This is a genomic window from Streptomyces sp. V1I1, from assembly GCF_030817355.1.
Taxonomy (GTDB): domain Bacteria; phylum Actinomycetota; class Actinomycetes; order Streptomycetales; family Streptomycetaceae; genus Streptomyces.
The window spans coordinates 3,151,008-3,175,626 of sequence record NZ_JAUSZH010000001.1 but is presented as its reverse complement, the minus strand read 5'-3'; the positions used below and the strand labels follow the sequence as shown (position 1 = coordinate 3,175,626).

Sequence of the window (24,619 nt, the reverse complement as noted above, 5' to 3'; positions counted from 1 at the left end):
CCACGGACCGTTTCCACGGCCGATTCTGGAGACCGGCCCGGGGGAGACGGATCGACGAAGGGGCAGGAATCGTGGCGGCATTGGCAGGCTGGTGCTATCGGCACCGGCTGGTGGTCCTGGTGCTGTGGGTGGGGGCGCTGTTCGGTCTGGGGGCCGCGGGCAGCGCGGCAGGCACCAACTACTCCAACAGCTTCAGCCTTCCGGACACCGACTCCACACATGCGTACGACTTGATGGTCAAGGCGTTCCCGGAGCGCTCCGGCGACACCGACACGGTGGTGTGGCGGGTCTCCGAGGGATCCGTGCGCGACACGGCGGTACGGGAGCGGGTGGAGCCCGCGCTCAAGGAGATCGCGGGCATGAAGGGGGTCGGCGAGGTCGCGAGCCCGTACTCGCAGGCAGGCGCGACGCAGATCAGCAAGGACGGGCGGATCGCCTACGCCCAGGTCACCTTCGCCGAGCAGGCCAACGCCGTGCCGAAGGAGCTGGTCCAGGACGTCGTCGACACCGCGCAGGACGCGGAGCGGACGGGTCTGCAGGTCGAGCTCGGCGGGCAGGCGATCTCCCGTATCCAGGAGCCGCCGGCCGGCACGGCCGAACTGGTCGGCATCGCGGCCGCCGCGGTCGTCCTGTTCCTGGCCTTCGGCTCGCTGTTCGCGATGGTGCTGCCGCTGGTGGTGGCCATCTTCGGCGTCGGCACCGGAATGCTGTCGACCATGCTGCTCAGCCATGCGACGGATGTGCCCGAAGTGGCGCCGCTGCTCGGCTCGTTGATCGGCCTCGGCGTCGGCATCGACTATGCGCTGTTCATCGTCACGCGGCACCGCAAGGGCATTCTGCGGGGCATGGCGCCCGAGGACGCCGCGGTCACCGCGCTGAACACTTCGGGGCGCGCGGTGCTGTTCGCGGGCGGCACGGTGTGCATCGCGCTCGCCGGCATGCTCGTGATGAACATGCGTTTCCTCGACGGCGTGGTGATCGCCACCTCGCTGACGGTCGTACTGAGCGTGCTGGCCGCGACCACCCTGCTGCCCGCGCTCCTCGGCGTCCTCGGCCCACGGGTGCTGAGCCGTCGCCAGCGCCGCAGGCTTGCCGCCGATGGCCCTGATACGGCGGAGTCGAGCGGCGCCGCCGCCCGCTGGTCCGCGACCGTGCAGAAGCGGCCCAAGTCGATCGCGCTGGTCGCGGTCGTGGTGATGGCCGCGCTGGCGATCCCCGTGCTCTCACTGCGGCTCGGCGCGACCGACCAGGGCAACCACAAGGAGGACACCACCACCCGGCAGGCGTACGACCTGCTCGCCGAGGGCTTCGGGCCCGGCTTCAACGGGCCGCTGCAACTGGTCGCGCGGGACGCGGAACCGGCGGCCGTCCAGGCGCTGGTGAGCACAGTGCGCGCCACGGAGGGTGTCGCCCAGGCCGTCGCGCTGCCCTCGTCGCCGGACTCCGGCGTCACGGTGATCCAGGTCGTCCCGACGACATCGCCGCAGTCCGAGGAGACGGACCAGCTGATCGACATTCTGCGCGGCGAAGTCATCCCGCAGTCGGGCGAGGAGGTCCATGTCGGCGGAGTGACCGCGATCTTCAAGGACTTCGCGGAGGTGACGGGCGACCGGTTGCCGTACTTCGTCGGGACGATCATCGCGCTGGGCTTCCTGTTGCTGCTGATCGCGTTCCGCTCGCTCGTCGTCCCGCTGACCGCCGCCCTGATGAACCTGATCGCGGCCGCGGCCTCCTTCGGCGTACTGGTCGCGATCTTCCAGTGGGGCTGGGGAGCGGAGGCACTGGGCCTCGGCAAGGAGGGCCCGATCACGGCGTTCCTGCCGGTCATCATGTTGTCCCTGCTCTTCGGGCTCTCGATGGACTACCAGGTCTTCCTGGTCAGCCGGATGCACGAGGAGTGGGTGCACACGAAGGACAACGCGCGGGCCGTCCGGGTCGGCCTCGCCGAGACCAGCCGGGTCATCAACTGCGCCGCCCTGATCATGATCTGCGTCTTCAGCGCCTTTGTGCTGAGCGGCGACATGGAGGGCGCGATGGCGGGCATCGGGCTTGCGGCGGCGGTGGCGCTGGACGCGTTCATCCTGCGTACGGCGCTGGTGCCGGCGGCTATGCATCTGCTGGGGAAGTCCAACTGGTGGCTGCCCGCGGGTCTTGAGAAGCGGCTGCCGCATCTGGCGGTGGAGCCGCGGGAGGACGTGCCGGAGCCGGCAGGGTCTGCCGCCTCCGGCTCTGTTCCCGCGCCGCGCTCCGGGGTGCCGGCGGGCATCGGAGGGTCCGTCGTCCACGGATTCGTCCGTACGCCGCAGGGCGAGCCGGTCGGGGACGCGATCCTCACCCTCGTCTCGCCGGGCGGCCGCCAGGTCGACCGGGTGGAGTCGCTGGCCGACGGCTCGTACATCCTGTCCGCGCCGGCCGGCGGGGCGTATCTGCTGGCCGTGACGGCGGGTGTCCATGAACCCTGGGCCGGGCACATCATGATCGGCGGCGATTCGCTGGTCCACGATGTGGTGCTCTCGGACGTGGGTGTCAGCCGCTGACCGCCAGATCCACGAACACCCCGGCTGCGGCCGGGGTGTTCGTCGTTCCGCATTCGGAATTCGGCATTCCGAATTCCGCATTCCGCATTCCGCGGTTCCGGGCTACTTCTTGCGGGCGGCGACCGTCTCCGCCATCCCCGGCAGGAAGTCCGTGAACAGCTCGTGCACATCGCGTACGAGCGGCCGCAGCACCCGGAAGCGGGCGAGCGCGATACCGCGCGTGGTGAGCCGCGCCCCGCGTTCGGCCAGGCGCCTGCTGCGCTCACGGCCCTCTGATCGGTCGAAGACCCAGAACAGGACGAGTCCCATCTGGGACAGCCACATCAACTCGGGCAGAACGTCGGCCAGTTCTTCCGGCACCTTCGCCTTGGCGCCTGCCAGGACTTCCCGGTGGACGGCGATGGCAGCCTCGCGGGCGTGTTCCGACTCGGGGGAGAAGGGGCTGAGCGGGCTCTCCGGGTCGGCCGCGTTCTTGAAGAACTGGGCCGCGAACTCGTGGTACGGCGCCGCGATGTCCAGCCACACCGTCATCACCCCGGCGAGCCGGGCCTCCAGATCGGTCTCCCGGTCCAGCAAGGGCCGGACCGCCTCCTGGTGCTCGGCGGCGATCCGGTCGTAGAAGCCCTGGACGAGGTGTTCCTTGGAGGAGAAGTAGTAGTACGCGTTCCCTACCGAGACCCCCGCCTCCTTGGCGATGGCCCGCATCGTCGTCTTGTCGTAACCGCGCTCCTGGAAGAGCCGGAGCGCGGTCTCGAGGATGAGCGTGCGGGTCTGCTCGCTCTTGGGGGCCTTTACTTCTGTCACGGTGTCCGAGCCTAACCGGGGACGGAACACTGGTCGTGGCAGGGCGTACCGATGGCCCCTCCACCCGCGGTCGCCTCGCGGTACCTGGCCGCCGCGAGCATCGTCACCCGTACGAACGGCAGTCCGGCCGGGGTGGCGAGCCAGTGGGCCTTGGGCCGGTACTCGGCCAGGGCCCAGAGGCAGACGATCCAGGCGGCGGGCCCGGTATAGATCTGGCCCCTGTCGCCGATGACGGTGATCTCCCGCAGGGTCGTGGCGTGGTCGAGGCGCGGGTATCTGCGCCGCGCCTCGACCGATCCTGCGGGCACCAGGTCCAGCGGTACGAGCTGCTTCTGCCGCAGCAGCCAGCTGCGCAGGTGGACGCAGAGGGAGCACTGGGCGTCGTACAGGACGGTCAGTCTCCGGACCGGGGTGCCCATCGCGCTCACGCTCCGGCGGGACCGGGGGTGGGTGCGTCCCACGGGCCCTGGGTCGCCTGGTTCGTCCAGCCCTGCGGCCCGACCGGCGGCACCTGCTCGCGCTCCATCACTCCGCGCCGGCGGATCTTGTTGAGGACCCAGACATTGCCGAGGTGCATGACGCCGAGGACGAGGAGCACGACGCCGAGCTTGACCGAGAGGGCCTCGAAGAGTCCGCGGGCGTCCTCGACCGAATCCGCCGCCTTGAGGTAGAGGGCGACGAAGCCGAGGTTCACGAGGTAGAAGCCGACCACCAGCAGGTGGTTGACGGCGTCGGCCAGCTTCTCGTCCCCCTGCAGGACGCTGGCGATGAAGATGCGCCCGTTGCGGCTCAGAGTCCGCGCCACCCAGATGGTGAGCGCCACGCTGATCAGCAGGTAGACGACATACGCAACAACAGTGAGGTCCATCCCCCACCCTCCCTTGAACGCGTTCAAAAGCTGGTGTCATGGACTGTAGACCTACTTTTGAACATGTTCAAGCGGGATGGAGGGTGGGTGGAAAACGAGGGGCGTGGCTCGCGTGCGGGCTCTAACCTCGGCCGGATGACGCTCTCTTACGACATGGCCGGTCAGGGGCCCGCGGTGGTGCTGCTGCACTCGTCGGTGTGCGACCGGCGGATGTGGGACGCGCAGTGGCAGGCGCTGGCGGATGCCGGATACCGAGTGGTGCGCTGCGACTTCCGGGGGCATGGGCAGACGCCGGCGGACGCGGGTGAGTACAGCGACGCGGAGGACGTACTGGAGCTGCTGGACGAGCTCGGCATCCAACGGGTGGCCCTGGTCGCCTCCTCCTTCGGCGGGCGCGTCGCACTGGAGGCCGCGGCCCGCAGGCCGGACAGGGTGACGGCGCTGGCGCTGCTCTGCCCGGGCATGCCGGGCCATGAACCGAGCCCGGAGCTGCGGGCTTTCGGTGCGCGCGAGGATGCGTTCCTCGACGTCGGTGACGTGTCGGCCGCCGTCGAACTCAACCTGGACACCTGGCTGGGCCCGCAGGCCGACGAGCGGGTCCGCGAGAAGGTGCGGATGATGCAGCGCCATGCGTTCGAGATCCAGCTGGCGGCGGACGAGGCGGCGGACGAGGCGGCGCAAGCGAGGGCGTCCGAGGCGTCCGACGAAGGGCCGGTATCACCCGCGCCCGCGCCCGCCACGGAGCCCGTCCTCGGAACGATCGAGGCGCCCTGCCTCGCCGTCGGCGGTGCGCACGACGTCGCCGACTTCCGTCGGATCGCCGCCCGGCTGCCGCAACTGCTCCCCGGCGCCCGTCACATCGAACTGGACTGGGCCGGTCATCTGCCCTCGCTGGAGCGGCCCGACGAGACCACCGCGCTGCTCCGCGGCTTCCTCGCCGAGCATCTGGGCGGCCGCGCCGACCTGCGCGGCCAGGACGTGCTCGACCTCCTGGACCTCCTCGACGGGGCCGGTATCGAGGTCTGGCTGGACGGCGGCTGGGGCGTCGACGCGCTGCTCGGTGAGCAGATCCGGGCACACAACGATCTCGACATCGCCGTACGTTCCGAGGATGCCGACCGCTACCGGCGGACCATGCGGGACGCGGGCTTCCGGCTCTTCCGGGACGACGGCCCCCACAACTTCGTCCTCGTCGACGACTTCGGCCGCCAGGTCGACGTCCACTTCGTCGACCTGTCCGCCACCCGGACCGACGAGCACGGCGCCCGGGTGTACGGCCCGGACGGCATCGCCTACCCGGTCGGCGCCTTCGGAGCAACCGGCACGGTCCTGGGCAGCCAGGTGCCGTGCTGCACGGCCGAGTTCCAGGTCGGATCGCACGCCGGATACGAGCTCGATGAGGACGACCTACGCGATGTACTCGCCCTGCACCGCCGCTTCGGCGTCCTCCTTCTGCCCGAGCATGCCGCCTACGCGTCGCGCCTGGGCTGAGCATGTTCCGTCGCGCCCGCCGGCCGCCGAGGCGTGAACGAGGCCCCAGCACGCCTTACATGCTGCTGAGCGACCGCGCGTAGTTGATCTGGCCCATCACCGTCTGGAAGGTATGAGGACCTTGGGCCGGAATCATCGTCGAGTGGTGCTTGCCGCCACTGGTCACCGTGACCTGGATGAAGCCCGTGGTCGTCTTCTCCTTCATCAGCAGGAAGAGCAGACCCAGCAGACAGAAGATGAAGAAGACGATCGCGAGCACGATGGCGTGCGTCGGGATCTTCTCCTCGGTGCGCGACATGTCGGTCGCGTTCCACACCGATCCCCGCAGCGGCAGCGTGCCGGCCGGCGTCACGATCGAGTCGCCCATGACGGTGATGTCACCGATCGACACCAGCGGCGCACCGCCCATCGGAGCGGGCGCACCCATCGGAACCGGAACCCCCGCGGGCATGGTCTGGCTGTAGTCCTGGCCCTGGCCCGGATAGCCGTACCCCGGCGCCGGATTGGGGTAGCCGTACCCCGGCGTCCCCGGAGGCTGCGTCGGCCCCCACTTGTACTCCCCGTCCGCGTACGGATTCGGCTCGCTCATGATCTCGTCCCCGCTTTCCTGCTGTGTCATGTCAGACGTGCTCGATCCTGCCAGGTATCGCCCGGTCGGTGAAGCGAAGCCGGTACGGCGAAGGGCCCCGCCTCCCAAGTCCCGGGAGCGGGGCCCTCGTACAGAGTCAGCCGGAAACGCTAGAAGCGACGCGTGATCAGCGCGCGCTTCACTTCCTGGATCGCCTTGGTGACCTCGATACCGCGCGGGCAGGCGTCCGTGCAGTTGAACGTCGTACGGCAACGCCACACGCCATCCTTGTCGTTGAGGATCTCCAGGCGCTGCTCCCCGGCCTCGTCACGCGAGTCGAAGATGAAGCGGTGCGCGTTGACGATCGCCGCCGGGCCGAAGTACTGACCGTCGTTCCAGAACACCGGGCACGAGGACGTGCACGCGGCGCACAGAATGCACTTGGTGGTGTCGTCGAAGCGCTCGCGGTCCTCGGCGGACTGCAGACGCTCACGCGTCGGCTCGTTGCCGGACGTGATCAGGAAGGGCATCACATCGCGGTACGCCTGGAAGAACGGCTCCATGTCCACGACCAGGTCCTTGAGGACCGTCAGGCCCTTTATGGCCTCGACCGTGATCGGCTTCTCCGGGTTGATGTCCTTGATCAGCGTCTTGCAGGCGAGCCTGTTCTTGCCGTTGATCCGCATCGCGTCGGAGCCGCAGATGCCGTGCGCGCAGGAGCGCCGGAAGGTGAGCGAGCCGTCGACGTCCCACTTGATCTTGTGGAGGCCGTCGAGCACACGCTCCTTCGGGTCGATCTCGATCTGGAAGTCCTGCCACTGGGCCTCGTCGGAGACCTCGGGGTTGAAGCGGCGGATCCGGAAGGTGACCGTGATGTACGGGGAGGCGGCAGCCTCCGCCTCGACCTTGTCCAGAGTTGGGGTAGCCATCAGTACTTACGCTCCATCGGCTGGTAGCGGGTCTGGACGACCGGCTTGTAGTCGAGACGAATGGACTCGACGCCGTCGTCGCCGACCTCGCGGTACGCCATGGTGTGGCGCATGAAGTTGACGTCGTCGCGGTTGGGGAAGTCCTCGCGGTAGTGACCGCCGCGGGACTCCTTGCGGGCCAGTGCCGAGACGGCCATGACCTCGGCCAGGTCGAGCAGATTGCCCAGCTCGACGGCCTCCAGGAGGTCCGTGTTGAAGCGCTTGCCCTTGTCCTGGATGGACACGTTCTTGTAGCGGTCGCGCAGCTCGCCGATCTTCTCGACCGCGGTCTTGATCGTCAGCTCGGTGCGGAACACCATGACGTTCGCGTCCATGGTCTCCTGCAGCTCGCGGCGGATGTCCGCGACCCGCTCCTTGCCCGTCGAGCTGCGCAGCCGCTCGACCTGCGCCTCGACCAGCGAGGCCGGGTCCTCGGGAAGCTCGACGTAGTCGCTCTTCGCGGAGTACTCGGCGGCGGCGATACCCGCCCGCTTGCCGAAGACATTGATGTCCAGCAGGGAGTTGGTGCCGAGGCGGTTGGCGCCGTGCACCGAGACGCAGGCGACCTCACCGGCGGCGTAAAGACCCGGGACGACGGTGGTGTTGTCCGCGAGGACCTCACCCTGGACGTTCGTCGGGATGCCGCCCATCGCGTAGTGCGCCGTCGGCTGGATCGGGATCGGGTCCGTGTAGGGCTCGATGCCGAGGTACGTACGCGCGAACTCGGTGATGTCCGGGAGCTTGGCGTCCAGCTGCTCCGGCGGCAGGTGGGTCAGGTCCAGGAAGACGTGGTCGCCCTCGGGACCGCAGCCGCGGCCCTCGCGGATCTCCGTGTAGATGGAGCGCGAGACGACGTCACGCGAGGCGAGGTCCTTCATGACGGGCGCGTACTTCTCCATGAAGCGCTCGCCGTCCTTGTTGCGAAGGATGCCGCCCTCGCCGCGGGCGCCCTCGGTGAGGAGGATGCCCATGCGCCAGATGCCCGTCGGGTGGAACTGGAAGAACTCCATGTCCTCCAGCGGCAGTCCGCGCCGGTAGCAGGCGGCCTGGCCGTCACCGGTCAGCGTGTGCGCGTTGGAGGTCACCTTGAAGAACTTGCCGGTGCCGCCCGAGGCGTAGATCACGGCCTTCGCCTGGAAGATGTGGATCTCGCCGGTGGCCAGCTCGAACGCGACCACGCCCGCCGACTTCTTGACGCCGTCGACCTCGGTGATCAGCTGGTCCAGGACGTAGAACTCGTTGAAGAACTCCACGCCCTCCTTGACGCAGTTCTGGTACAGCGTCTGGAGGATCATGTGGCCGGTGCGGTCCGCGGCGTAGCAGGACCGGCGGACCGGCGCCTCGCCGTGGTTGCGCGAGTGGCCGCCGAAGCGGCGCTGGTCGATGGTGCCGTTCGGGGTGCGGTTGAACGGCAGGCCCATCTTCTCCAGGTCGAGGACCGCGTCGATGGCCTCCTTCGCCAGGATCTCGGCGGCGTCCTGGTCGACCAGGTAGTCACCGCCCTTGACCGTGTCGAAGGTGTGCCACTCCCAGTTGTCCTCCTCCACGTTGGCGAGCGCGGCGGCCATGCCGCCCTGCGCCGCGCCCGTGTGGGAGCGGGTCGGGTAGAGCTTCGTCAGCACGGCGGTACGGCTGCGCTTGGTCGACTCGATGGCCGCGCGCATACCGGCGCCACCGGCGCCGACGATGACGGTGTCGTACTTATGGATCTTCATTGGTCTCGTCAGCCCCGGCTTTAGCGGATGTTCGGGTCGAAGGTGAAGATCACCAGCGTGCCCAGAAGGATGGTGAACACCGTGGCGGTGTACAGCAGGCCCTTGAGCCACAGACGCGTGTTGGCGCGCTCCGCGTAGTCGTTGATGACAGTACGGAGGCCGTTGGCGCCGTGCAGCATGGCGAGCCACAGCATCAGCAGGTCCCAGGTCTGCCAGAACGGGGACGCCCAGCGGCCGGCCACGAAGGCGAAGCCGATCTTGGAGACGCCGCCGTCGAGCACAAGCTGGATCAGCAGGTGGCCGATGACGAGGACGACGAGGACGACGCCGGACAGGCGCATGAAGAGCCATGCGGCCATCTCGAAGTTGCCGCGGGTCGCCTTCGGGGTCGTCCTGGTGCGTTGGCGCGGCGCCTCGATGTACGGGGCCGGGTTGTCAGTGTCGAATCGGAGGACAGGCTCGCCGCCCTCGACGGGGCCGACGGCGGACGTGGTGTCAGCAACTGTGTTGTTCGAAGACATGGTCTGGCGTCAGCTCCCGAACAGTTCACGTACGGCGTGGCCGAGCACCGGGTAAAGGGCGCCCAGCATCAGCACGAACCAGATGGCCATCACGGTCCAGAGCATCTGCTTCTGGTAGCGCGGGCCCTTGGACCAGAAGTCCACGGCGATGACACGCAGGCCGTTGAGCGCGTGGAAGAGAATCGCGGCCACCAGGCCGTATTCGAGCAGCGCCACGATCGGCGTCTTGTACGTGGCAACGACATCGTCATACGCCTCTGGCGAGACGCGGACGAGAGCGGTGTCCAGCACGTGTACGAACAGGAAGAAGAAGATGAGGACGCCGGTGACTCGATGAGCCACCCAGGACCACATTCCTTCCCGGCCGCGGTACAGCGTTCCAGCCGGCACGGAAGAACCCTCCGGGAGCGGGGATTGGGGCCTGCCGGCTTGGGGGGTCGGTCTGGCCCGGCCGGGTACGGTCCACCGGCCCCGGCCATCGTAGCGACGACTTGTCGGTTCGCTTGCCCGGGGTCCACAGGTGTGATCAAACAGGCAATCAAACAGCCTCGGACGGGCTATCGGGAAGCCCCTGCGACGTCTGATTCCGGATGGTTGGCCACTACATGTGCCAGTCGGGAGCGCGTGAGCCCTCGCAGCTGCTCGGCCGAGACGGCCCGCTCCTCGTCCGGTTCGTGGCCGAGACGGGCGCGGATGCCGGCCAGCACCTGGTCGAGGTACTCCTCGGGGCGGTACCCGTCGAGGCAGATCACGAAGGCGTGGCCGAAGCGGCTCTCGTACGCGGCGTGGGCGGCGCCGATCGCGGTGTGGGCGGCCTGGGGCGCGCCCGGGTGCACTCCGGCGGACGACTCGTCGGCGAGGGCCTCACAGAGGTCGGCGTGGGAGAGGTCGTAGCTGGCCTCGTCGGCGGCGGCGAGGAGCGCGTCGAGGTCGGGGTAGGGGCGGTGGGTGACGAGTCGCTGGGCCCAGCGACTGCTGCCGCAGCAGGCGAGAAGGGTGGCTTCGGCGACGTCGGCGGGGGCGGTGTTGAAGCGCTCGAGGCCGGGAGTGCCACGGTGCCGGCCCGGCAGCGGGGCCGGGTGTGAGGCCTGGGAGGGAGAGGTCTGGGAGGCCTGGGAAGTCTGGGAGGCCAGCTGGGACGGTATGGCCGATGGGGTGAGGGCGCGGGGCGTGTGGTGGAGTGTCGGCGGTCGCTTCGGGAGGCCGGCGTGGGATTCGCTGGACAGCGGGGGCTCCTCGAAAAGGACAGCTGGACGGCTGCGACGCAGGGGATGGATGGGTCATAACGCTATCCGCGCCCGACGGGAGCTGTCCGACGGATGCGCAATTTTCACCCGGACGAGAGAGTTTCGATCATGTGATGGACGATGGACGGGGGTGCTTCGCCGTAGTTACGCAATAAATGGGAGGTATCCGAGTGATACGGCACTTTGGGCGCACACGGTTCACCGGGGTTGTCCTCGCCGCAGCCGCGGCCTTCTCGATGACGCTGTCCGGCTGCTCGGCCGGTGAGCCCGACAGGGCGGGCGGCGGTGGTGCGCGGGGCGACGTGAAGGCCCCCACCGCGAGCCCGTCGCCGTCGCCGTCCCGGACGTACGCCCTCTCCAAGGCGCCCGCCACCATCCCCTCCGTACGCACGCACGAGCCGGCCCGCGGTCCTGGCTGGCGGCCCGGGCCCGGCGGGGGAGTCGTCGTCGCAAAGGGCAGTGAAGCGCTCGCCGACGAGGGCCGGCTGATAGCCGGCGAACTGAAACTCGGCTACCGCGGCGCGGTCCCGGCCCGTGCGGGCGACGTGGAACTGGCGCTCGCGGGCAAGGGCGGGCGCGAGTCGTACACCGTCCTCACCGGCGGCGGACGGGTGCGGATCACCGGTGCCGACGAGGCCGGCGCCTTCTACGGGACGCGGACCCTGAAGCAGGCCGTGAAGTCCGGCGGCCTGATGCCGGAGGGCGTCGTACGGGACGGGCCGGACCGGCCGCAGCGCGGGCTGATGATCGACATCGCACGCAAGCACTTCACCGCGGGCTGGATCGAGGACCGGCTGCGCGAGATGGCCGACCTGAAGCTCAACCAGCTCGGCCTGCACTTCTCCGACGACCAGGGTTTCCGTATCGCATCGGACTCGCATCCCGAGGTGGTCTCGAGTCAGCGCCTCACCAAGGACGAGGTCCGGCGGATCGTGGACCTCGCCGCACGGCTGCACATCGCGGTCATCCCGGAGATCGACTCCCCGGGCCACCTGGGCGCGGTGCTGGCCGCGCATCCGCAACTGCAGCTGCGGGACGCGGCGGGCAGGTCCGTGCGGGGCGCGATCGACATCGGGCAGCCGGCGTCGGCGCAGATCGTCGATGAGCTGCTGAAGGAGTACGCGGAACTGTTCCCCGGCGCGTACTGGCATCTGGGCGGGGACGAGTACCAGGCGCTGGTCCGGCAGAACCCGGAGGCGTCCTTCCCGCAGCTGGCGGCCCTGGCCCGGCAGAAGTACGGCCCGCAGGGGCGGGTCCAGGACCTGGCGACGGCCTGGGTGAACGACCGCGCGGCGGTGCTGCGGCCGGAGGGCAAGAAGCTCAAGGCCTGGAACGACGGCTTCTTCCGCGGCGGTGTGGTCGCCGTGGACAAGGACATCGAGGTCGAGTACTGGACGGGCAAGGAGATCGGCGCGCGCCCGCCGGTGGAGTATCTGCGCGAGGGCCGACGGCTGGTGAACGTCAACGACGAGTACCTCTACTACGTGCTGGGCCAGCCGCAGACCTTCGTATATCCGACCGGCCGGCGGATATACGAGCAGTGGAACCCGTTCGTCATCCGCGGCACCCAGCCGGTGTCACGGCAGTACTCGGACCAGATCCTGGGCGGCCGCTTCGCGGTGTGGTGCGACCTGTCCCAGTCCCAGACCCAGGACCAGGTGGCGCGCGGCATCGCCATGCCGCTGGCGGCGACGTCCCAGAAACTGTGGGACCCACGCAAGCCGAGCCGCAGCTGGCAGAGCTTCGAGCAGCTGGCGCGGACGCTGGGCTTGGCCTGAGCTGCGGATTCGCGCTGGACGGTGGCCGTCCCCGAGGCATATCTTCCGGGCGGCCGCGCGGTGTGCGGCCGCGATTCTGTGACGCCGCCGGGGGGGCGTCTTCGCACCCGTGGGGGGTCTGCTCAGCCATGCTCTGCTCCGACTGCCGGATGGATACGGCTACAACCAAGGAAGGTCTCTGCGACGCCTGCGCGCCTGCCGCGACCGCGGAGACTGCCGCGCCTGCCGCGCCTCCCGCGCCTGCTTCGACTGACAGAGCCGAGGGGCAGGACCGGCCGTGGCCCGCGGGGGGCCTGCGCTCGCCGGTCGGACTCTCGTACGCCGTCGTCGGGCTGCTCTGCTTCGTCATCGCTGCCGACGTCTTCGCCCTGTTCACCGCGGTCCCCCTGAGCCGCCTGACGGCGACGGTCCGGGACGGCGGGTTCGAGGCCTACCTCGGCGAGGACCTGGAGCGGGCCGACGTACTGATCGGCTATGCCGGCCGGCTCCAGACGGCCTTGATGGGGGTGACCGCAATCCTCTTCATCGCCTGGTTCCGCAGGGTGAGGTTCAACGCCGGGGTCTTCGCGCCGGATCTTCAGCAGCGGGGGCCTGGCTGGGCGGTCGGCGGTTGGTTCATCCCGATCGGCAATCTCTTCATCCCGCGCGGGATCGCCGCCAACATCTGGGCGGCGAGCCGGCAGGACCCGTACGCAACGCGGAAGCAGGAGCCGCACACCGTGATCAACATCTGGTGGATCGCGTGGCTCGCCGCGAATCTGCTCCCCCAGGTCGCGAGCAGCCAGTACGACTCGTCCCGGACGCCGGACGCATACAAGGCGGCCGGGACCGCTTTCATCGTCGCGGATCTCGTCGACATCGTGGCCGCCCTGCTCGCGATCCTCGTTGTCCGCAGGCTCACGCGTATGCAGCTCACCAAGGCGATGCGGGGAGCGGAGAAGGTCGCGGTGTGAGCCCGCCCGGGGGCGCGCGGGCTCACACCGCGTGATTCGGCCGAGGCGTTCCCAACAGGGCGCTCTGCAGGCCGAGTTCCCGTGGCGCAAAATGTAACAGAGCTGTGGCGTATATGTGTACGAGTTGCGCATGGTGAATAGCACACGTCGGCTTGACAGGACTGTGGCGGCAGGGGTGTCAAAGGGAGTACTTTGCGCCAAGCGGTCCGCGGCCCGCGCCGAGGAACTCTGCTTCCGATTGCTGGAAGGAACTGGGGATTCCCGGCCCGTGGGAGTGACGCATTTGAGCCACGGGGCGCAGTAAGAGGAAGTACTGCGTCCGCGATGGGAGTCGTCCGGTGGCATCGAAGTGCCTGAGGGAACTGATCGCACAGGCGGATGAGCAAGGCCTGGCCGCGAGTGGGCTCGCCTGTCTCGACCGTTGTCTGCCTCTGCTTGCGTCGGAGGCCGACGCGCTGCGTCCGCTGTGGACGGGGCTGGTCGACGGTGAGGCCGACTGGTCCGGACGTCTCGCGGCGGCCAGAGAGGCGATGGAGAGTGAGGCGGCCGACGACGAAGCCGCAGTGCTCGTACGGCAGATGCTCGGCGCCGCACCCTCGGACTGGGCGGCGGAACCGCTGCGCGAGTGGGCGGACGACTGCTCTGTCGCCGCGCTCGAACTCCACCACCGCCTCGACGCGGGCCCCGGGGCCGACGAGCCCGCTGCCGCCGATGTCGTCGAGGTGCTCAAGCGCTGCCGCGAAGGCGAGCCGGACGGTGCGGGCCCGCTGCTCTCCGGTGAACTGCGCCGCCAGGTGCAGATCCTGGAGATCCTGGCGGACGCGGAGGGCGGCGTCGGGCTGCGTCAGGCACTGGACGTGTCGACCGAGGGGCAGCGGGTCCTGCGCGCGGTGGTCTCCCGCCGCGCGCGCGTCCAGCGCTGACGCGTCCGGTCGCACGCTGAGCATGCTCGGTGGCGCCGGGCTGGTGCCGGGCGCGAGGTCTGCATGCCTTGTCTCCGTGCCCGGCGCTGACGCCGCCTGGTACGCGTGGCCACGAGCGCGCCGGTCGGGGTGCCGGATATGAGACGAGCGGGCGTCAGTGGGCGTCAGTTCTCGCCGCGCTCGCCGGCCGGTAGTTCGCCGGTGCAGGTTGCTCGCCCAAAGCTGCCGGAGGCGGTGGCGAGTTGTACATGCTTGCCGCGGATGGCGAGCGTGCAGCTGGCCTGCCCGCCCTTCTCGCCCAGGACGATGGCGATGGTCGGTGCCTTGCCGAGTGGTACCTGGACGGACTTCTTCCAGGGCAGTGCGACGCTCTCCTCGGCGGTCGCCTTGCCGGATTCGCTGCGTGCGAGGTAGGAGAGCTCGGCCGTGCCGGTTCCGGTGACCTCGTAGGTCACCTCGGCGGTCGGGACGGCGCGGGCCTTCGGCTTGTCGGGGGTGTTGAGGATTCCGTAGCCGATGAGCCCGCCGCAGGCGAGCAGCACCGCGGCCGCGATGGCCAGGCCGCGCCTGTCAGGGCGGCCCTTCTCGGCAGTCTCCGGCTCCCCGCTGCTTTCCGGATCCGCGCCCTCGGGCTCAGCGCTGCTTTCCGGCTCCACCCTGCTCTCCGGCTCCGTGATTCCGGTCGAGTCCGTCGACTCGGTGGATTCCGTTGACTCCGTAGATGGCATGAGGACTCGGCTTTCCATGAATTGACTCGGTGCGGAACCGGGTGGTTATACCTCATTCACTCCGCCCAGCGCGAGCCATCGGAGGAAACGGGCAAAGCGGCCCGCATTTCAGAGGCCAACTGTCCTGAATGTCCTGCGGGTTGACGAGACCTCAGGTAACTGATTAGAACTCCACCGCTGCGCCCCGGCCATGCATTTTGTGTCCGTGGTGCCGTGAGTCAAGCCAGCCCGGAAACCTCCGAGCGGGCCCATTCGGCGTGCCCATTTCGCGTGCGGCGAATGGGATGCCGATACGGAAAGGTATCGAGGTGAAAGTTCCATACAGGAGATATCTCTCCTGTCTGGTGGTATCGGCGGTAGCGGGTACGCTGCTGCCGCAGGTCGCTTATGCGGCCCCACCATCCACGCCCGAAAAGGACGACGAGAAAGGAATCGTCGACACCGTAAAGGGCTGGTTCTCGGACGACGAGGACGTAACGACGGCCAAGCCTCCGGTCGGCGGCAAACTTGAGATAGCCAGCCGGGAGAAGCTGCCCAAGGGCAAGAAGCTCCCGCCGGCGAAGCGGGTCAGGGAGCTGACCGGGAAGCGGACGCCGCAGGCGCGGTTCTGGCAGATGTCGGACGGACGGGTGGAGGCCGATCTGTCGGCCTCGCCCGTGTCCTACAAGTCCGGGAAGTCCTGGAAGCCGATCGACACCACGGTCACGGCGACGAAGGACAACGGCTTCGACTTCGCCAACACCACCAACACCGGCCGCAGCTGGTTCGGCTCGGACGCGAAGAAGCTGCTGCGTTTCGAGACCGAGGCCGGTCAGGCGGTCACCCTGGGCCTGGAAGGTGCGCCCAAGGGTGTCGAGCCGAGCGCCAAGGGCGACACGGTCACCTACAAGGGGCTGGCGTCCGGCGCGGATGTCTCGTACCAGGTGGGTGCGGGCCGGGTGAAGGAGAACATCACCCTGGCCGAACGCCCCGCCGGGCCAGTGAAGTTCGTCTTCACGCTGGATGCGGGTGCGCTACAGCCGACCGAGCGCAAGGACGGCTCGATCGCTCTGTTCGGCGAGGACCCGGCCCATCCGGTGCTGGTGATTCCTCCGGCGTTCATGACCGACGCGAAGAAGGACAAGGCCTCTCCGTACGGCAAGGCCTTCAGCGCGAAGGTGTCCCAGAAGCTCGCCCGCGACGGCAAGCAGTGGCGGCTGACCGTCACCCCCGGCGCCAAGTGGCTCGCGGCGCCGGAGCGGCAGTACCCGGTGGTGATCGACCCGACGATCACGATCGCGCCGTCGCCTTCGGTCTCGCAGGACGTCATGGTCCGCTCGGACCAGCCGACGACCAACTTCAACAGCACCTGGGACATGTCGGCGGGCAAGACCAGCAGCACGGGTATCGCCCGTTCGCTGATCAAGTTCCCGCTGGACGAGATCCCGGCCGGCTCGAAGATCGACACGGCGCAGCTGTCGCTGTACTACGACCAGGTCCACACCTCGGGTTCGACCAATGTGGACGTCGAGGTCCGCCGCGCCACGGGTACGTGGGACGAGGCCACGGCGACGTGGAACAACACCAGTGCGCTGGTGGGCGAGCAGTCCGCGACCACGGTCCTGATGGACGACGGTGACGCCGGGACGGCCGCGGTCGGTGAGTGGCCGCGCGTGAGCGGCACGGGCTACGCCGGCGACTACGCGTACAACAAGAACACCGCGACCGGCGAGTCGTACACCTGGCAGCCCCAGGTGCCCGAGGCGGCGGACTACCGCGTCGAGGTCCACACCCCCGTGCAGACGGACGGCGCAACGGCCGCCCCCTACACGGTGACCTCGGCCGACCCCACCGCGAACTTCACGGTGAACCAGGCGACGGGCACCACCGGCTGGCGGCAGCTCGGCACGAGTCAGATCGACTTCGCCAAGGGAAACACGGGCAAGATCGTCCTCGGTGACACCGGCGACTCGACCAAGCGGACGATCGCGGACGGGGTTCGGCTGGTCAACCCCGCCCAGATCCGCAAGGACATCGGCGAGTACAACGAGTGGCACAACTTCCGGGTCGGCGACACCGTCCAGAAGTGGGTCTCGGGCACCTCGCCGAACTACGGCTTCGTCATCAAGGCCGTCGACGAGTCCTCCACCGCGCCGCTCGGCGGTCCGCAGTACGAGGCCGGGGACTACGACTACGGCGGCGAGACCTCCACGATCCCGCGTCTGACGGTCACCTTCGGCAAGGTCGGCACCGAGCTGAACTCGCCGACCGTGGTGCACGGCACCGGCCCGGAGCTGTCCTGGGCGGCGTACAAGAACACCACCGGCGACACAAAGCTGGACATGGTCGAGTACCAGCTGCACCGCTCCACGCAGCAGGTGTTCACTCCGTCCGCCGCGACCCTCGTCGCGCCCGTGGCCAAGACGGCCACCCAGTACACCGACACGACCGCGGTACCGACGCCGGACTCCAGCTCCGCGGAGATCGGCAAGTCGTACTACTACCAGATCGCGGTCAAGACGGCGGACGGCCAGGTGCTCGGTTCGCCGACCCGCGTCGTCGGCATCCCCAAGGCCGGCCGCACCATGCGGCTCATCCAGGCCGGTGCCGGTGTCACCGACACCACCCTGTCGTCGCTCAAGCCGACCACCAACCTGAACACCATCGAGCAGGGCACGGTCGGTCAGGACTGGCTGAGCGTGGGCAACAACTCCGCCACCTACGGCAAGACCCGCTCGGTCATCAAGTGGCCCACCACCACTATCCCCACCACCGCGACGGTGCTGGAGAGCCGGGTCTTCCTGTGGTCCACGCTCACCGACCGCACCACGACCACCAAGGCCCAGTACAACCTCCACGGTCTGACGAGGGACTTCACCGAGACCCAGGCCACCTGGAACAACGCGAACTCCACCACCGCGTGGACCGCACCCGGCGGTGACCACTCCGCGGTCGTCTCCGACTACGTGCCGGCCTTCAACACCGACCTGGGCCGCCACTGGTGGGACGCGACCAGCCTCACCCAGGGCTGGGTCAAGACCCCGACCAGCAACAAGGGCGCCCTCGTCAAGCTCAAGGACGAGACCACGGCCGGCCCCCAGGAACGCTCCCTGTTCCTGTCCGCCGCTGCCCCGGACCCGCAGCTGCGCCCCCTGCTGCGTGTGATCTACGTGGATGCCACCACGGAGGACACGTACTACGCGCCGACAACCCCGGCCCGGATGACGCCGAACTCGCAGTACACGGTTGAGTTCACCGTCACCAACACGACCGCGACCGCGTGGGCGGCGGGTGAGCGGCAGCTGTCGTACACCTGGAAGCTGCCTGACGGGACCGATGTCACCAACGGCGGCAACCAGCTCTCGACGGCGATCCCGGCGCTGCTGCCGGGCAAGTCGGCCACCATTCAGGCGCAGGTCAAGACCCCCATCAACTCCGATGAGGGCAACAAGCGCCTGGACTACGTGCTCGGCTGGGACGTCAGGAAGGTCGCCGACGGGACCTGGCTGTCCGCCGGGACCGGCGCCATCCCGCCGCTGAAGCAGAACGTCACGGTCGAGGACCCCACGTCCAACACGCTGGGTCTGGAGAAGTTCTACTCCTACGCGGGCAAGAACACCGGCGCCGGCTCGACGGTCATGAACAATCTGGCGTCCGGCAACACCGTGTGGTCGTACAACGCCATCAACAACCCGGGCCGCGGAGTCAACACCTTCGCCCGTGTCGCGTACAACTCGCTGGACACCTCGGACACGGTCCTCGGCCACGGCTGGTCGGCGCAGATCTCCGGACCGACGCGCCTGGGCGCGCCGCTGGAGTTCCACCCCAAGCCGAACCCGACGGAGATCCGTCTCCCGGACGGTGACGGCACCACGCACGTCTTCCGCTGGGACGCAACGAACAGCGTGTGGAAGGCACCGGCCGGTGTCCACTACAAGCTGACGATGAAGGCGGGCCTGGACTGCAAGCCGACCAAGGACCCGGTCCCGGACGCCTGGACGCTCACGCGCCCGGACGGCACGCGGTTCGTGTTCGGCTGCGACGGCTACATGACGTCTGCCGTCGACAACGACGGCAACACGCAGACGTACACGTACGAGGAGCGGAAGTCCAACAACAAGCCGACCAAGTTCCTCAAGTACATCACCGACCCGGCCGGCCGTCAGTCGCTCACGATCGACTACTACGGCAAGGGTGACGCCACCTACGAGTACATCAACGACTCGGGCGCCAAGGTCTCCGTCACCAGCCTGACCAACTCCAAGATCTACGACCACGTGAAGTCCATGACGGACATCTCGGGCCGCAAGATCTCCTTCTACTACACCGACAAGGGCCTGCTCGGGCAGATCGGGGACGGCGAGACGTCCTCCCAGCCCAAGGTGTTCAAGTTCACCTACGACGCCACGCAGGGGAACAAGAACGTCAAGCTGGTCAAGGCCACCGACCCGCGCGGCAACAACACGCAGTTCGCGTACTACGCCCCGCAGACCGGCGACGACCCGAAGTACCACTGGTGGACCAAGACGATCACCGACCGTCTGGCCTTCACCACCGGCTTCGCATACAAGGCGAACACGGCGAACACCAACTTCACCGACACCAAGGTGACGGATGCCGAGAGCCGTGCCACGGACTATGTGACGGACGACTTCTTCCGTCCGGTCCAGATCACCGACGCCAAGTCCCAGACCACCAAGATGTCCTGGGACGCGGACAACAACGTCACCTACATGGAGGCGGCGAACGGGGCCAAGGCCGCGTCCTGCTACGACTCCAAGACCGGCTACCCGCTGCGCCAGTGGGACCCGGAGATCACCAAGTCGTGGTCGTCGTTCAACCAGACCGACTACTGCGACCCGGCCAAGTACCCGGCCAGCGCGACCAAGTTCGAGTACCAGACCCGCCTCGACGGCTACTCCGCCGACCTGTGGCGGAAGACCAGCCCGATGGGCAACGTCTGGGAGTTCGGATACGACTCGTTCGGTAACCAGACCTCGGTCACGGACCCTGAGGGTGTCGCCTCGGCGACGGCGGGCGACTACCAGTCGACCACCACGTACGACGCCTACGGCCAGCCGCTGACGGACACCGACGCCAACGGCCACGCCACCACCTACGCGGACTACGGCCCGCACGGGTACCCGGCGACGATCAAGGACGCGCTGAACAACCCCACGACCTTCGTCTACGACGACCGCGGCAACACCAAGGAGGTCGTCAACGCCAAGGGCGCCAAGGTCACCCAGAACTACGACTACTTCGGCCGTCCGCTGGAGCAGAAGCAGCCCAAGGACCAGGCCGCCGGTGTCTACATCACCACGCCGGCTCCGGTCTACGACGCCAACAACAACACGCTGAAGGCGTTCGGGCCGAACGGCGCCGAGACCTCGTCGGTGTACGACGCGGCGGACCAGGTCACCGACTCCCTCGCCCCGAAGGACGAGGCGACCGACCCCGAGCGGCGCACGACCACCACGTACGACAAGGTCGGCAACGTCAAGACCGTCACCGAGCCGAAGGGCAACCTGACGCCGACGGTCGGCGACTACACGACCACGTACACCTTGGACGAGATCTACCGGCCCGTCTCGGTGGTCAACGCCAGGGGCGACAAGGTCTCCAGCACCTACGACAGCGTCGGCAACCTGATCACGGTCGTCGACCCCAAGAAGAACGCCACCCCCGACACGTCCGACTTCACATCCAAGTACGACTACGACCTGAACAACCGGGTCGTGAAGACGACGGACGCGGCGGGCAAGTTCACAGAAGTCCACTACGACCTCGACAGCCGCACCGACAAGGCGACGGACGCCGAGGGCAACACCTCCGAGACCAGCTTCGACCGACGTGGCCTGACCAAGGAGGTCAAGGTCCCGTACTCGAAGGACGGCTCGGGCATCGTCACGTACCGGACGACCAGGTTCGAGTACGACGAGGTCGGCAACAAGACCAAGACGATCAGCCCGCGCGGTGTCGAGACGACCTCGGATGCCACGGACTTCACCTCGGAGACCGTGTATGACGAGCTGAACCGGGTCAAGGAGACGCTGTCTCCGTTCAAGCAGGGCGACGCCAACTACGGCAGCCCGGATCGGACGCACTACTTCTACGACTCGGTCGGCCAGCTGTCCAAGGTCTCCGCGCCGCCGTCGCAGGGCCAGACGGTCCGTAACGACACCGATTACGAGTACTACGACAACGGCTGGACCAAGTCGGCCAAGGACGCCTTCGACATCACCACGGCGTACGACTACAACACGCTGGGTCAGCAGACCAAGAACACGCTGACCTCGGCCGGTGGCTCGTCGCAGCGGACGATGACGTGGGACTTCTATCCGTCCGGCAACCAGAAGGCCCGCTCGGACGACGGTGTTCCGGTCGGCAAGCAGGTCGTGGTCGTCGACTCGACGGACATCCACAACACGGCCACGCAGGGCAACTGGGACGCTTCCCAGGCGCTCGGCCAGTGGGGTTACGACGTCCGCACGAACGCCAAGGGCACCGGCACGGAGTCCTTCACCTGGCAGCTGAACATCCCGCAGGACGGTACGTACGAGGTCTTCGCCCGGCACGGTGACGTGACCGGCGCGGCCACGGACGCCCCGTTCAAGGTCACCCACTCGACCGGGGAGACCACCCGGACCGTCAACCAGTCGACGGGCTCGGGCACGTGGGTCTCGCTGGGCTCCTACTCCTTCACCGAGTCGGGCAGCCAGAAGGTCACCCTGACCGACGCCGCCAACGGCACGGTTGTCGCCGACGGCATCAAGCTGGTGCGCTCCAACACGGGCGAGACCGACAACGAGAAGAAGGACTTCACCTACAAGTACGACGCCAACGGGCTGCTGTCGGAGGTCAAGGACCTCTCGCCGGGCGCGAAGGCGGACGCGTACGCGATGGCCTACGACGAGCTGAACCAGCTGTCGAAGGTCGAGGAGAAGCTGGGCAGCACGGTCAAGAACACGACCTCGCTGACCTATGACGTCAACGGCAACCCGCTCGAGACCACGCACGACGTGACGTGGTCGAAGGCGGAGTACGACGTCCGCGACATGATCAACAAGATCACGAACGCGGACACGCCGACGGCGGGCAACCAGCAGATCACCACCCTCACCTACACCGACCGCGGCCAGCCGCTGAAGCAGACGAAGCCGAACGGGAACACCGTTGACTACGCGTACTGGCTCAACGGTGCGGTCAAGTCGCAGGTGGAGAAGAAGAGCGGCGGCACCGTCGTCGCTTCGCACGACCTGGAGTACGACCCGAACGGGAACCGCTCCAAGGACACGGCGAAGCTGATGAACGCCGACAACACGGCGGCGTATCTGGACACCGTCTCGACGTTCGACTACGACCCGCAGGACCGCATCTCCAAGGTCACCAAGACCGGTAACGGTGCGGGCACGGAGGAGTACGTCTACGACGGCAACTCCAACATCGTCGAGCAGAAGTCGGGCGGGGTCACGTCGACGTCGACGTACGACCGCAACCGTCTGCTGAAGACGTCCGCGGGCGGTGTCGCCTCGACGTACAACTACGACCCGCTGGGTCGTCTGGACACGGTCTCGTCGAACGGGTCGGTGCAGGAGAAGTACTCGTACGACGGTTTCGACCGGATCGCCAAGCACACGGCGGGTACGGGTGCGTCGGCCAAGACGACGTCGTACGTGTACGACGCGTTCGACCGTACGGCGTCGGAGGCCACGTCCGGGACGAGTGGGAAGACCACGCTCTTCACCTACCTGGGCATGGAGTCCAAGGTGCTGCGGGAGGAGGTCGCCGGCAAGGCGACCAAGTCCTACCAGTACTCGCCGTGGGGTCAGAAGCTGACCCAGATCAAGCACAAGGACACCGGACCGCACGAGTACTCGCAGTTCCTCTACCACCCCAAGGGTGATGTCGAGGCGATCACGAAGGAGGACGGCAACACCCGGGCCACCTACGGCTACACCGCCTACGGCTCGGACGACGACGCGCAGTTCACCGGTGCGGACAAGCCCGATGCGGCGAACCCGGACAAGGAGCAGTACAACGACTACCGGTACAACGCGCACCGGTACGACGACGGCTCCGGTACGTACGACATGGGCTTCCGCAACTACAGCCCGGGTCTGAACCGGTTCCTGACGCGCGACATGTACGGCGGCGCTCTGGACGACATGTCCCTGGCCACCGACCCGTACACCGGTAACCGCTACGCCTTCGCCGGCGGCAACCCCATCTCCTTCGTGGAGCTGGACGGCCACCTCTTCGGCATCGACATCTCGCTTTCGGACGTCGGCCATGCCGCGCTCGATGTGGCGGGCATGGTGCCGGTCATCGGCGAGGCGGCGGACGTCGCGAACGGCATCTGGTACGCGGCCGAGGGCAACTACACGGACGCGGCGCTGTCGATGGCGGCGGCGATTCCGGGCGCGGGAGCCGCGGTCACCGCGGCTAAGTGGGCGAAGAAGGGCGCCAAGGCCGCAGACGCGGTCAAGAGCGGCAAGGCTGCGTCGAAGGCCCCTGCGCCCAAGCCCAAGTCGAAGCCCGGGGCGAAGAAGGCCGAGAGCAAGGCTCCTGAGAAGCAGGGAGGCAGCTGCAAGGTCCCGCCGAAGAAGAACAGCTTCGTGCCGGGCACCAAGGTGGTGATGGCCGACGGGTCCACGAAGAACATCGAGGACCTGAAGGAGGGCGAGTACGTCCTGGCCTCCGACCCGGAGACCGGGAACTTGCAGGCCCGTGAGATCACCGACACCCGTAACCACAGCGGTGTCAAGCACCTGATCACCCTCACCGTCGACCCCGACGGCAAGGATGGCGACGCGAAGCCCGAGACCATCACAGCCACGGACGAGCACCCGTTCTGGCTGCCGGACTTCGGCAAGTGGGTCGAAGCGGAGGACCTCGAGCCCGGCATGTGGCTCCAGACCTCCGCCGGCACCTGGACCCAGATCACCGCGGTGGACGATGCGCACCGCACTCAGCGCGTCTACAACTTCACCGTCGACGGCGTACACACGTACTACGTCGCTCTGGGCACGTTCGGGATTCTGACCCACAACGAGGGAATCGAGGCCTGCAAGACGAGGGTTGGTCACCCTTCCAAGGCGAACATTCCCAGTAAGTCGAAGAAGAAGACGACCGGCGTCTCCAATGGCAAGGCATACCGATCCGGATGGTCGGCGAAGAAGCCCAAGTCAATGGAGAAGGTAGACATCGCCCAGGTTTCCGCCGGGCGAGTGAACATGGGAATGCCGCCGACTCCGCACTTCCGGGACAACGGCATTGTCGGCAAGTACCAGGACTCCCACGTCGAGGTCCAGGCCATCTCCGACAACATGGGCAAGAGCGATGTGTTGGTGGACCGTGAAATGTGCGGCCCCTGCCAGGAATTCGCAAGCTGGTTTGCCTATTCCCACAATGTGGACATAGCCGTGTCCGATCCGATTGGAATGCGCATATTCCGGCGGACCGGAGACCAGGAATTCTCCCCTTGGTAGTAGTTTCGTAGGGGTGAAATGAGTTGGGGCCTCTCCGGCAACATGCCG

Annotated in this window: 16 protein-coding genes and 1 pseudogene; 7 read left to right on the top strand and 10 right to left on the bottom strand. The window is 67.7% G+C overall.

Annotated elements, in window-relative coordinates:
• Nucleotides 1-80 precede the first annotated feature (80 nt).
• Nucleotides 81-2,537: an MMPL family transporter gene (locus tag QFZ67_RS14745; RefSeq protein WP_307665850.1), complete on the top strand. Its 2,457-nt coding sequence runs from the start codon at nucleotides 81-83 to the stop codon at nucleotides 2,535-2,537.
• Between the two features lie 102 nt (nucleotides 2,538-2,639).
• On the opposite strand, the gene QFZ67_RS14740 is transcribed toward QFZ67_RS14745, so the two are convergent.
• Genes QFZ67_RS14740 through QFZ67_RS14730 form a run of 3 tightly spaced genes read right to left on the bottom strand, consistent with a single transcriptional unit; the run spans nucleotide 2,640 to nucleotide 4,209 of the window.
• Nucleotides 2,640-3,341: a TetR/AcrR family transcriptional regulator gene (locus QFZ67_RS14740; RefSeq protein ID WP_307661559.1), complete on the bottom strand. Its 702-nt coding sequence runs from the start codon at nucleotides 3,339-3,341 to the stop codon at nucleotides 2,640-2,642.
• Nucleotides 3,342-3,352: 11 nt separating this feature from the next.
• Nucleotides 3,353-3,760 (bottom strand): thiol-disulfide oxidoreductase DCC family protein, encoded by a 408-nt coding sequence (locus tag QFZ67_RS14735; protein WP_307661558.1) that lies wholly within the window; start codon nucleotides 3,758-3,760, stop codon nucleotides 3,353-3,355.
• 5 nt (nucleotides 3,761-3,765) lie between these two features.
• The gene (locus QFZ67_RS14730; RefSeq protein WP_307661557.1) at nucleotides 3,766-4,209 is read right to left on the bottom strand and encodes a hypothetical protein; all 444 of its coding nucleotides are present in this window, start codon (nucleotides 4,207-4,209) and stop codon (nucleotides 3,766-3,768) included.
• A gap of 135 nt (nucleotides 4,210-4,344) precedes the next feature.
• Here QFZ67_RS14730 and QFZ67_RS39100 point away from each other — a divergent pair.
• Both QFZ67_RS39100 and QFZ67_RS39095 read left to right on the top strand, forming a co-directional pair.
• A pseudogene (locus tag QFZ67_RS39100) lies at nucleotides 4,345-5,151 on the top strand (alpha/beta fold hydrolase); the annotation flags it as partial.
• Nucleotides 5,152-5,187: 36 nt separating this feature from the next.
• Nucleotides 5,188-5,700 carry a nucleotidyltransferase domain-containing protein gene (locus QFZ67_RS39095; RefSeq protein ID WP_373430224.1) on the top strand — a complete coding sequence of 171 codons (513 nt, stop codon included), beginning with the start codon at nucleotides 5,188-5,190 and terminating at the stop codon, nucleotides 5,698-5,700.
• Nucleotides 5,701-5,755: 55 nt separating this feature from the next.
• On the opposite strand, the gene QFZ67_RS14720 is transcribed toward QFZ67_RS39095, so the two are convergent.
• The 6 genes from QFZ67_RS14720 to QFZ67_RS14695 form a co-directional block, all read right to left on the bottom strand.
• Complete coding sequence (locus tag QFZ67_RS14720; protein ID WP_307665849.1) at nucleotides 5,756-6,289, bottom strand: hypothetical protein; 534 nt, start codon at nucleotides 6,287-6,289, stop codon at nucleotides 5,756-5,758.
• A gap of 149 nt (nucleotides 6,290-6,438) precedes the next feature.
• The gene (locus QFZ67_RS14715) at nucleotides 6,439-7,197 is read right to left on the bottom strand and encodes a succinate dehydrogenase iron-sulfur subunit (RefSeq protein ID WP_307661555.1); all 759 of its coding nucleotides are present in this window, start codon (nucleotides 7,195-7,197) and stop codon (nucleotides 6,439-6,441) included.
• Nucleotides 7,197-8,951 (bottom strand): succinate dehydrogenase flavoprotein subunit, encoded by a 1,755-nt coding sequence (sdhA, locus tag QFZ67_RS14710; protein WP_307661554.1) that lies wholly within the window; start codon nucleotides 8,949-8,951, stop codon nucleotides 7,197-7,199. The genes QFZ67_RS14715 and sdhA overlap by 1 nt, the downstream gene beginning before the upstream one ends.
• 20 nt (nucleotides 8,952-8,971) lie before the next feature.
• Nucleotides 8,972-9,472 carry a succinate dehydrogenase hydrophobic membrane anchor subunit gene (locus QFZ67_RS14705; protein ID WP_307661553.1) on the bottom strand — a complete coding sequence of 167 codons (501 nt, stop codon included), beginning with the start codon at nucleotides 9,470-9,472 and terminating at the stop codon, nucleotides 8,972-8,974.
• Between the two features lie 9 nt (nucleotides 9,473-9,481).
• The gene (gene sdhC, locus QFZ67_RS14700; RefSeq protein ID WP_307661552.1) at nucleotides 9,482-9,862 is read right to left on the bottom strand and encodes a succinate dehydrogenase, cytochrome b556 subunit; all 381 of its coding nucleotides are present in this window, start codon (nucleotides 9,860-9,862) and stop codon (nucleotides 9,482-9,484) included.
• Nucleotides 9,863-10,029: 167 nt separating this feature from the next.
• Nucleotides 10,030-10,542, bottom strand: a complete 513-nt coding sequence (locus QFZ67_RS14695; protein ID WP_307665848.1) for a 2-oxo-4-hydroxy-4-carboxy-5-ureidoimidazoline decarboxylase — start codon at nucleotides 10,540-10,542, stop codon at nucleotides 10,030-10,032.
• Between the two features lie 332 nt (nucleotides 10,543-10,874).
• Between QFZ67_RS14695 and QFZ67_RS14690 the strand changes: the two genes are divergently transcribed.
• The 3 genes from QFZ67_RS14690 to QFZ67_RS14680 all read left to right on the top strand — a co-directional run bounded on the left by QFZ67_RS14690 (nucleotide 10,875) and on the right by QFZ67_RS14680 (nucleotide 14,373).
• Nucleotides 10,875-12,497, top strand: a complete 1,623-nt coding sequence (locus tag QFZ67_RS14690; protein ID WP_373430043.1) for a glycoside hydrolase family 20 protein — start codon at nucleotides 10,875-10,877, stop codon at nucleotides 12,495-12,497.
• A gap of 149 nt (nucleotides 12,498-12,646) precedes the next feature.
• Complete coding sequence (locus tag QFZ67_RS14685) at nucleotides 12,647-13,450, top strand: DUF4328 domain-containing protein (RefSeq protein ID WP_307661551.1); 804 nt, start codon at nucleotides 12,647-12,649, stop codon at nucleotides 13,448-13,450.
• Nucleotides 13,451-13,788: 338 nt separating this feature from the next.
• A complete protein-coding gene (locus QFZ67_RS14680) occupies nucleotides 13,789-14,373 on the top strand; it encodes a hypothetical protein (protein ID WP_307661550.1) in 585 nt (194 codons plus the stop codon).
• A 164-nt stretch (nucleotides 14,374-14,537) separates the two neighbouring features.
• On the opposite strand, the gene QFZ67_RS14675 is transcribed toward QFZ67_RS14680, so the two are convergent.
• Nucleotides 14,538-15,101, bottom strand: a complete 564-nt coding sequence (locus QFZ67_RS14675) for a hypothetical protein (protein ID WP_307661549.1) — start codon at nucleotides 15,099-15,101, stop codon at nucleotides 14,538-14,540.
• A gap of 284 nt (nucleotides 15,102-15,385) precedes the next feature.
• Here QFZ67_RS14675 and QFZ67_RS14670 point away from each other — a divergent pair, with 284 nt between their 5' ends.
• Nucleotides 15,386-24,571, top strand: coding sequence for a DNRLRE domain-containing protein (locus tag QFZ67_RS14670; RefSeq protein ID WP_373430042.1), 9,186 nt, complete (start codon nucleotides 15,386-15,388; stop codon nucleotides 24,569-24,571).
• Nucleotides 24,572-24,619: the final 48 nt, after the last annotated feature.

Excerpts from the sequence above, each read along its gene's own strand:
- QFZ67_RS14735 (WP_307661558.1), bottom strand. The coding sequence starts at position 3,760 with ATGGGCACCCCGGTCCGGAGACTGACCGTCCTGTACGACGCCCAGTGC.
- QFZ67_RS14730 (WP_307661557.1), bottom strand. The coding sequence starts at position 4,209 with ATGGACCTCACTGTTGTTGCGTATGTCGTCTACCTGCTGATCAGCGTG.
- QFZ67_RS14720 (WP_307665849.1), bottom strand. The coding sequence starts at position 6,289 with ATGAGCGAGCCGAATCCGTACGCGGACGGGGAGTACAAGTGGGGGCCG.
- QFZ67_RS14715 (WP_307661555.1), bottom strand. The coding sequence starts at position 7,197 with ATGGCTACCCCAACTCTGGACAAGGTCGAGGCGGAGGCTGCCGCCTCC.
- sdhA (WP_307661554.1), bottom strand. The coding sequence starts at position 8,951 with ATGAAGATCCATAAGTACGACACCGTCATCGTCGGCGCCGGTGGCGCC.
- QFZ67_RS14705 (WP_307661553.1), bottom strand. The coding sequence starts at position 9,472 with ATGTCTTCGAACAACACAGTTGCTGACACCACGTCCGCCGTCGGCCCC.
- QFZ67_RS14690 (WP_373430043.1), top strand. The coding sequence starts at position 10,875 with ATGGGAGGTATCCGAGTGATACGGCACTTTGGGCGCACACGGTTCACC.
- QFZ67_RS14685 (WP_307661551.1), top strand. The coding sequence starts at position 12,647 with ATGGATACGGCTACAACCAAGGAAGGTCTCTGCGACGCCTGCGCGCCT.
- QFZ67_RS14675 (WP_307661549.1), bottom strand. The coding sequence starts at position 15,101 with ATGCCATCTACGGAGTCAACGGAATCCACCGAGTCGACGGACTCGACC.
- QFZ67_RS14670 (WP_373430042.1), top strand. The coding sequence starts at position 15,386 with ATGCCGATACGGAAAGGTATCGAGGTGAAAGTTCCATACAGGAGATAT.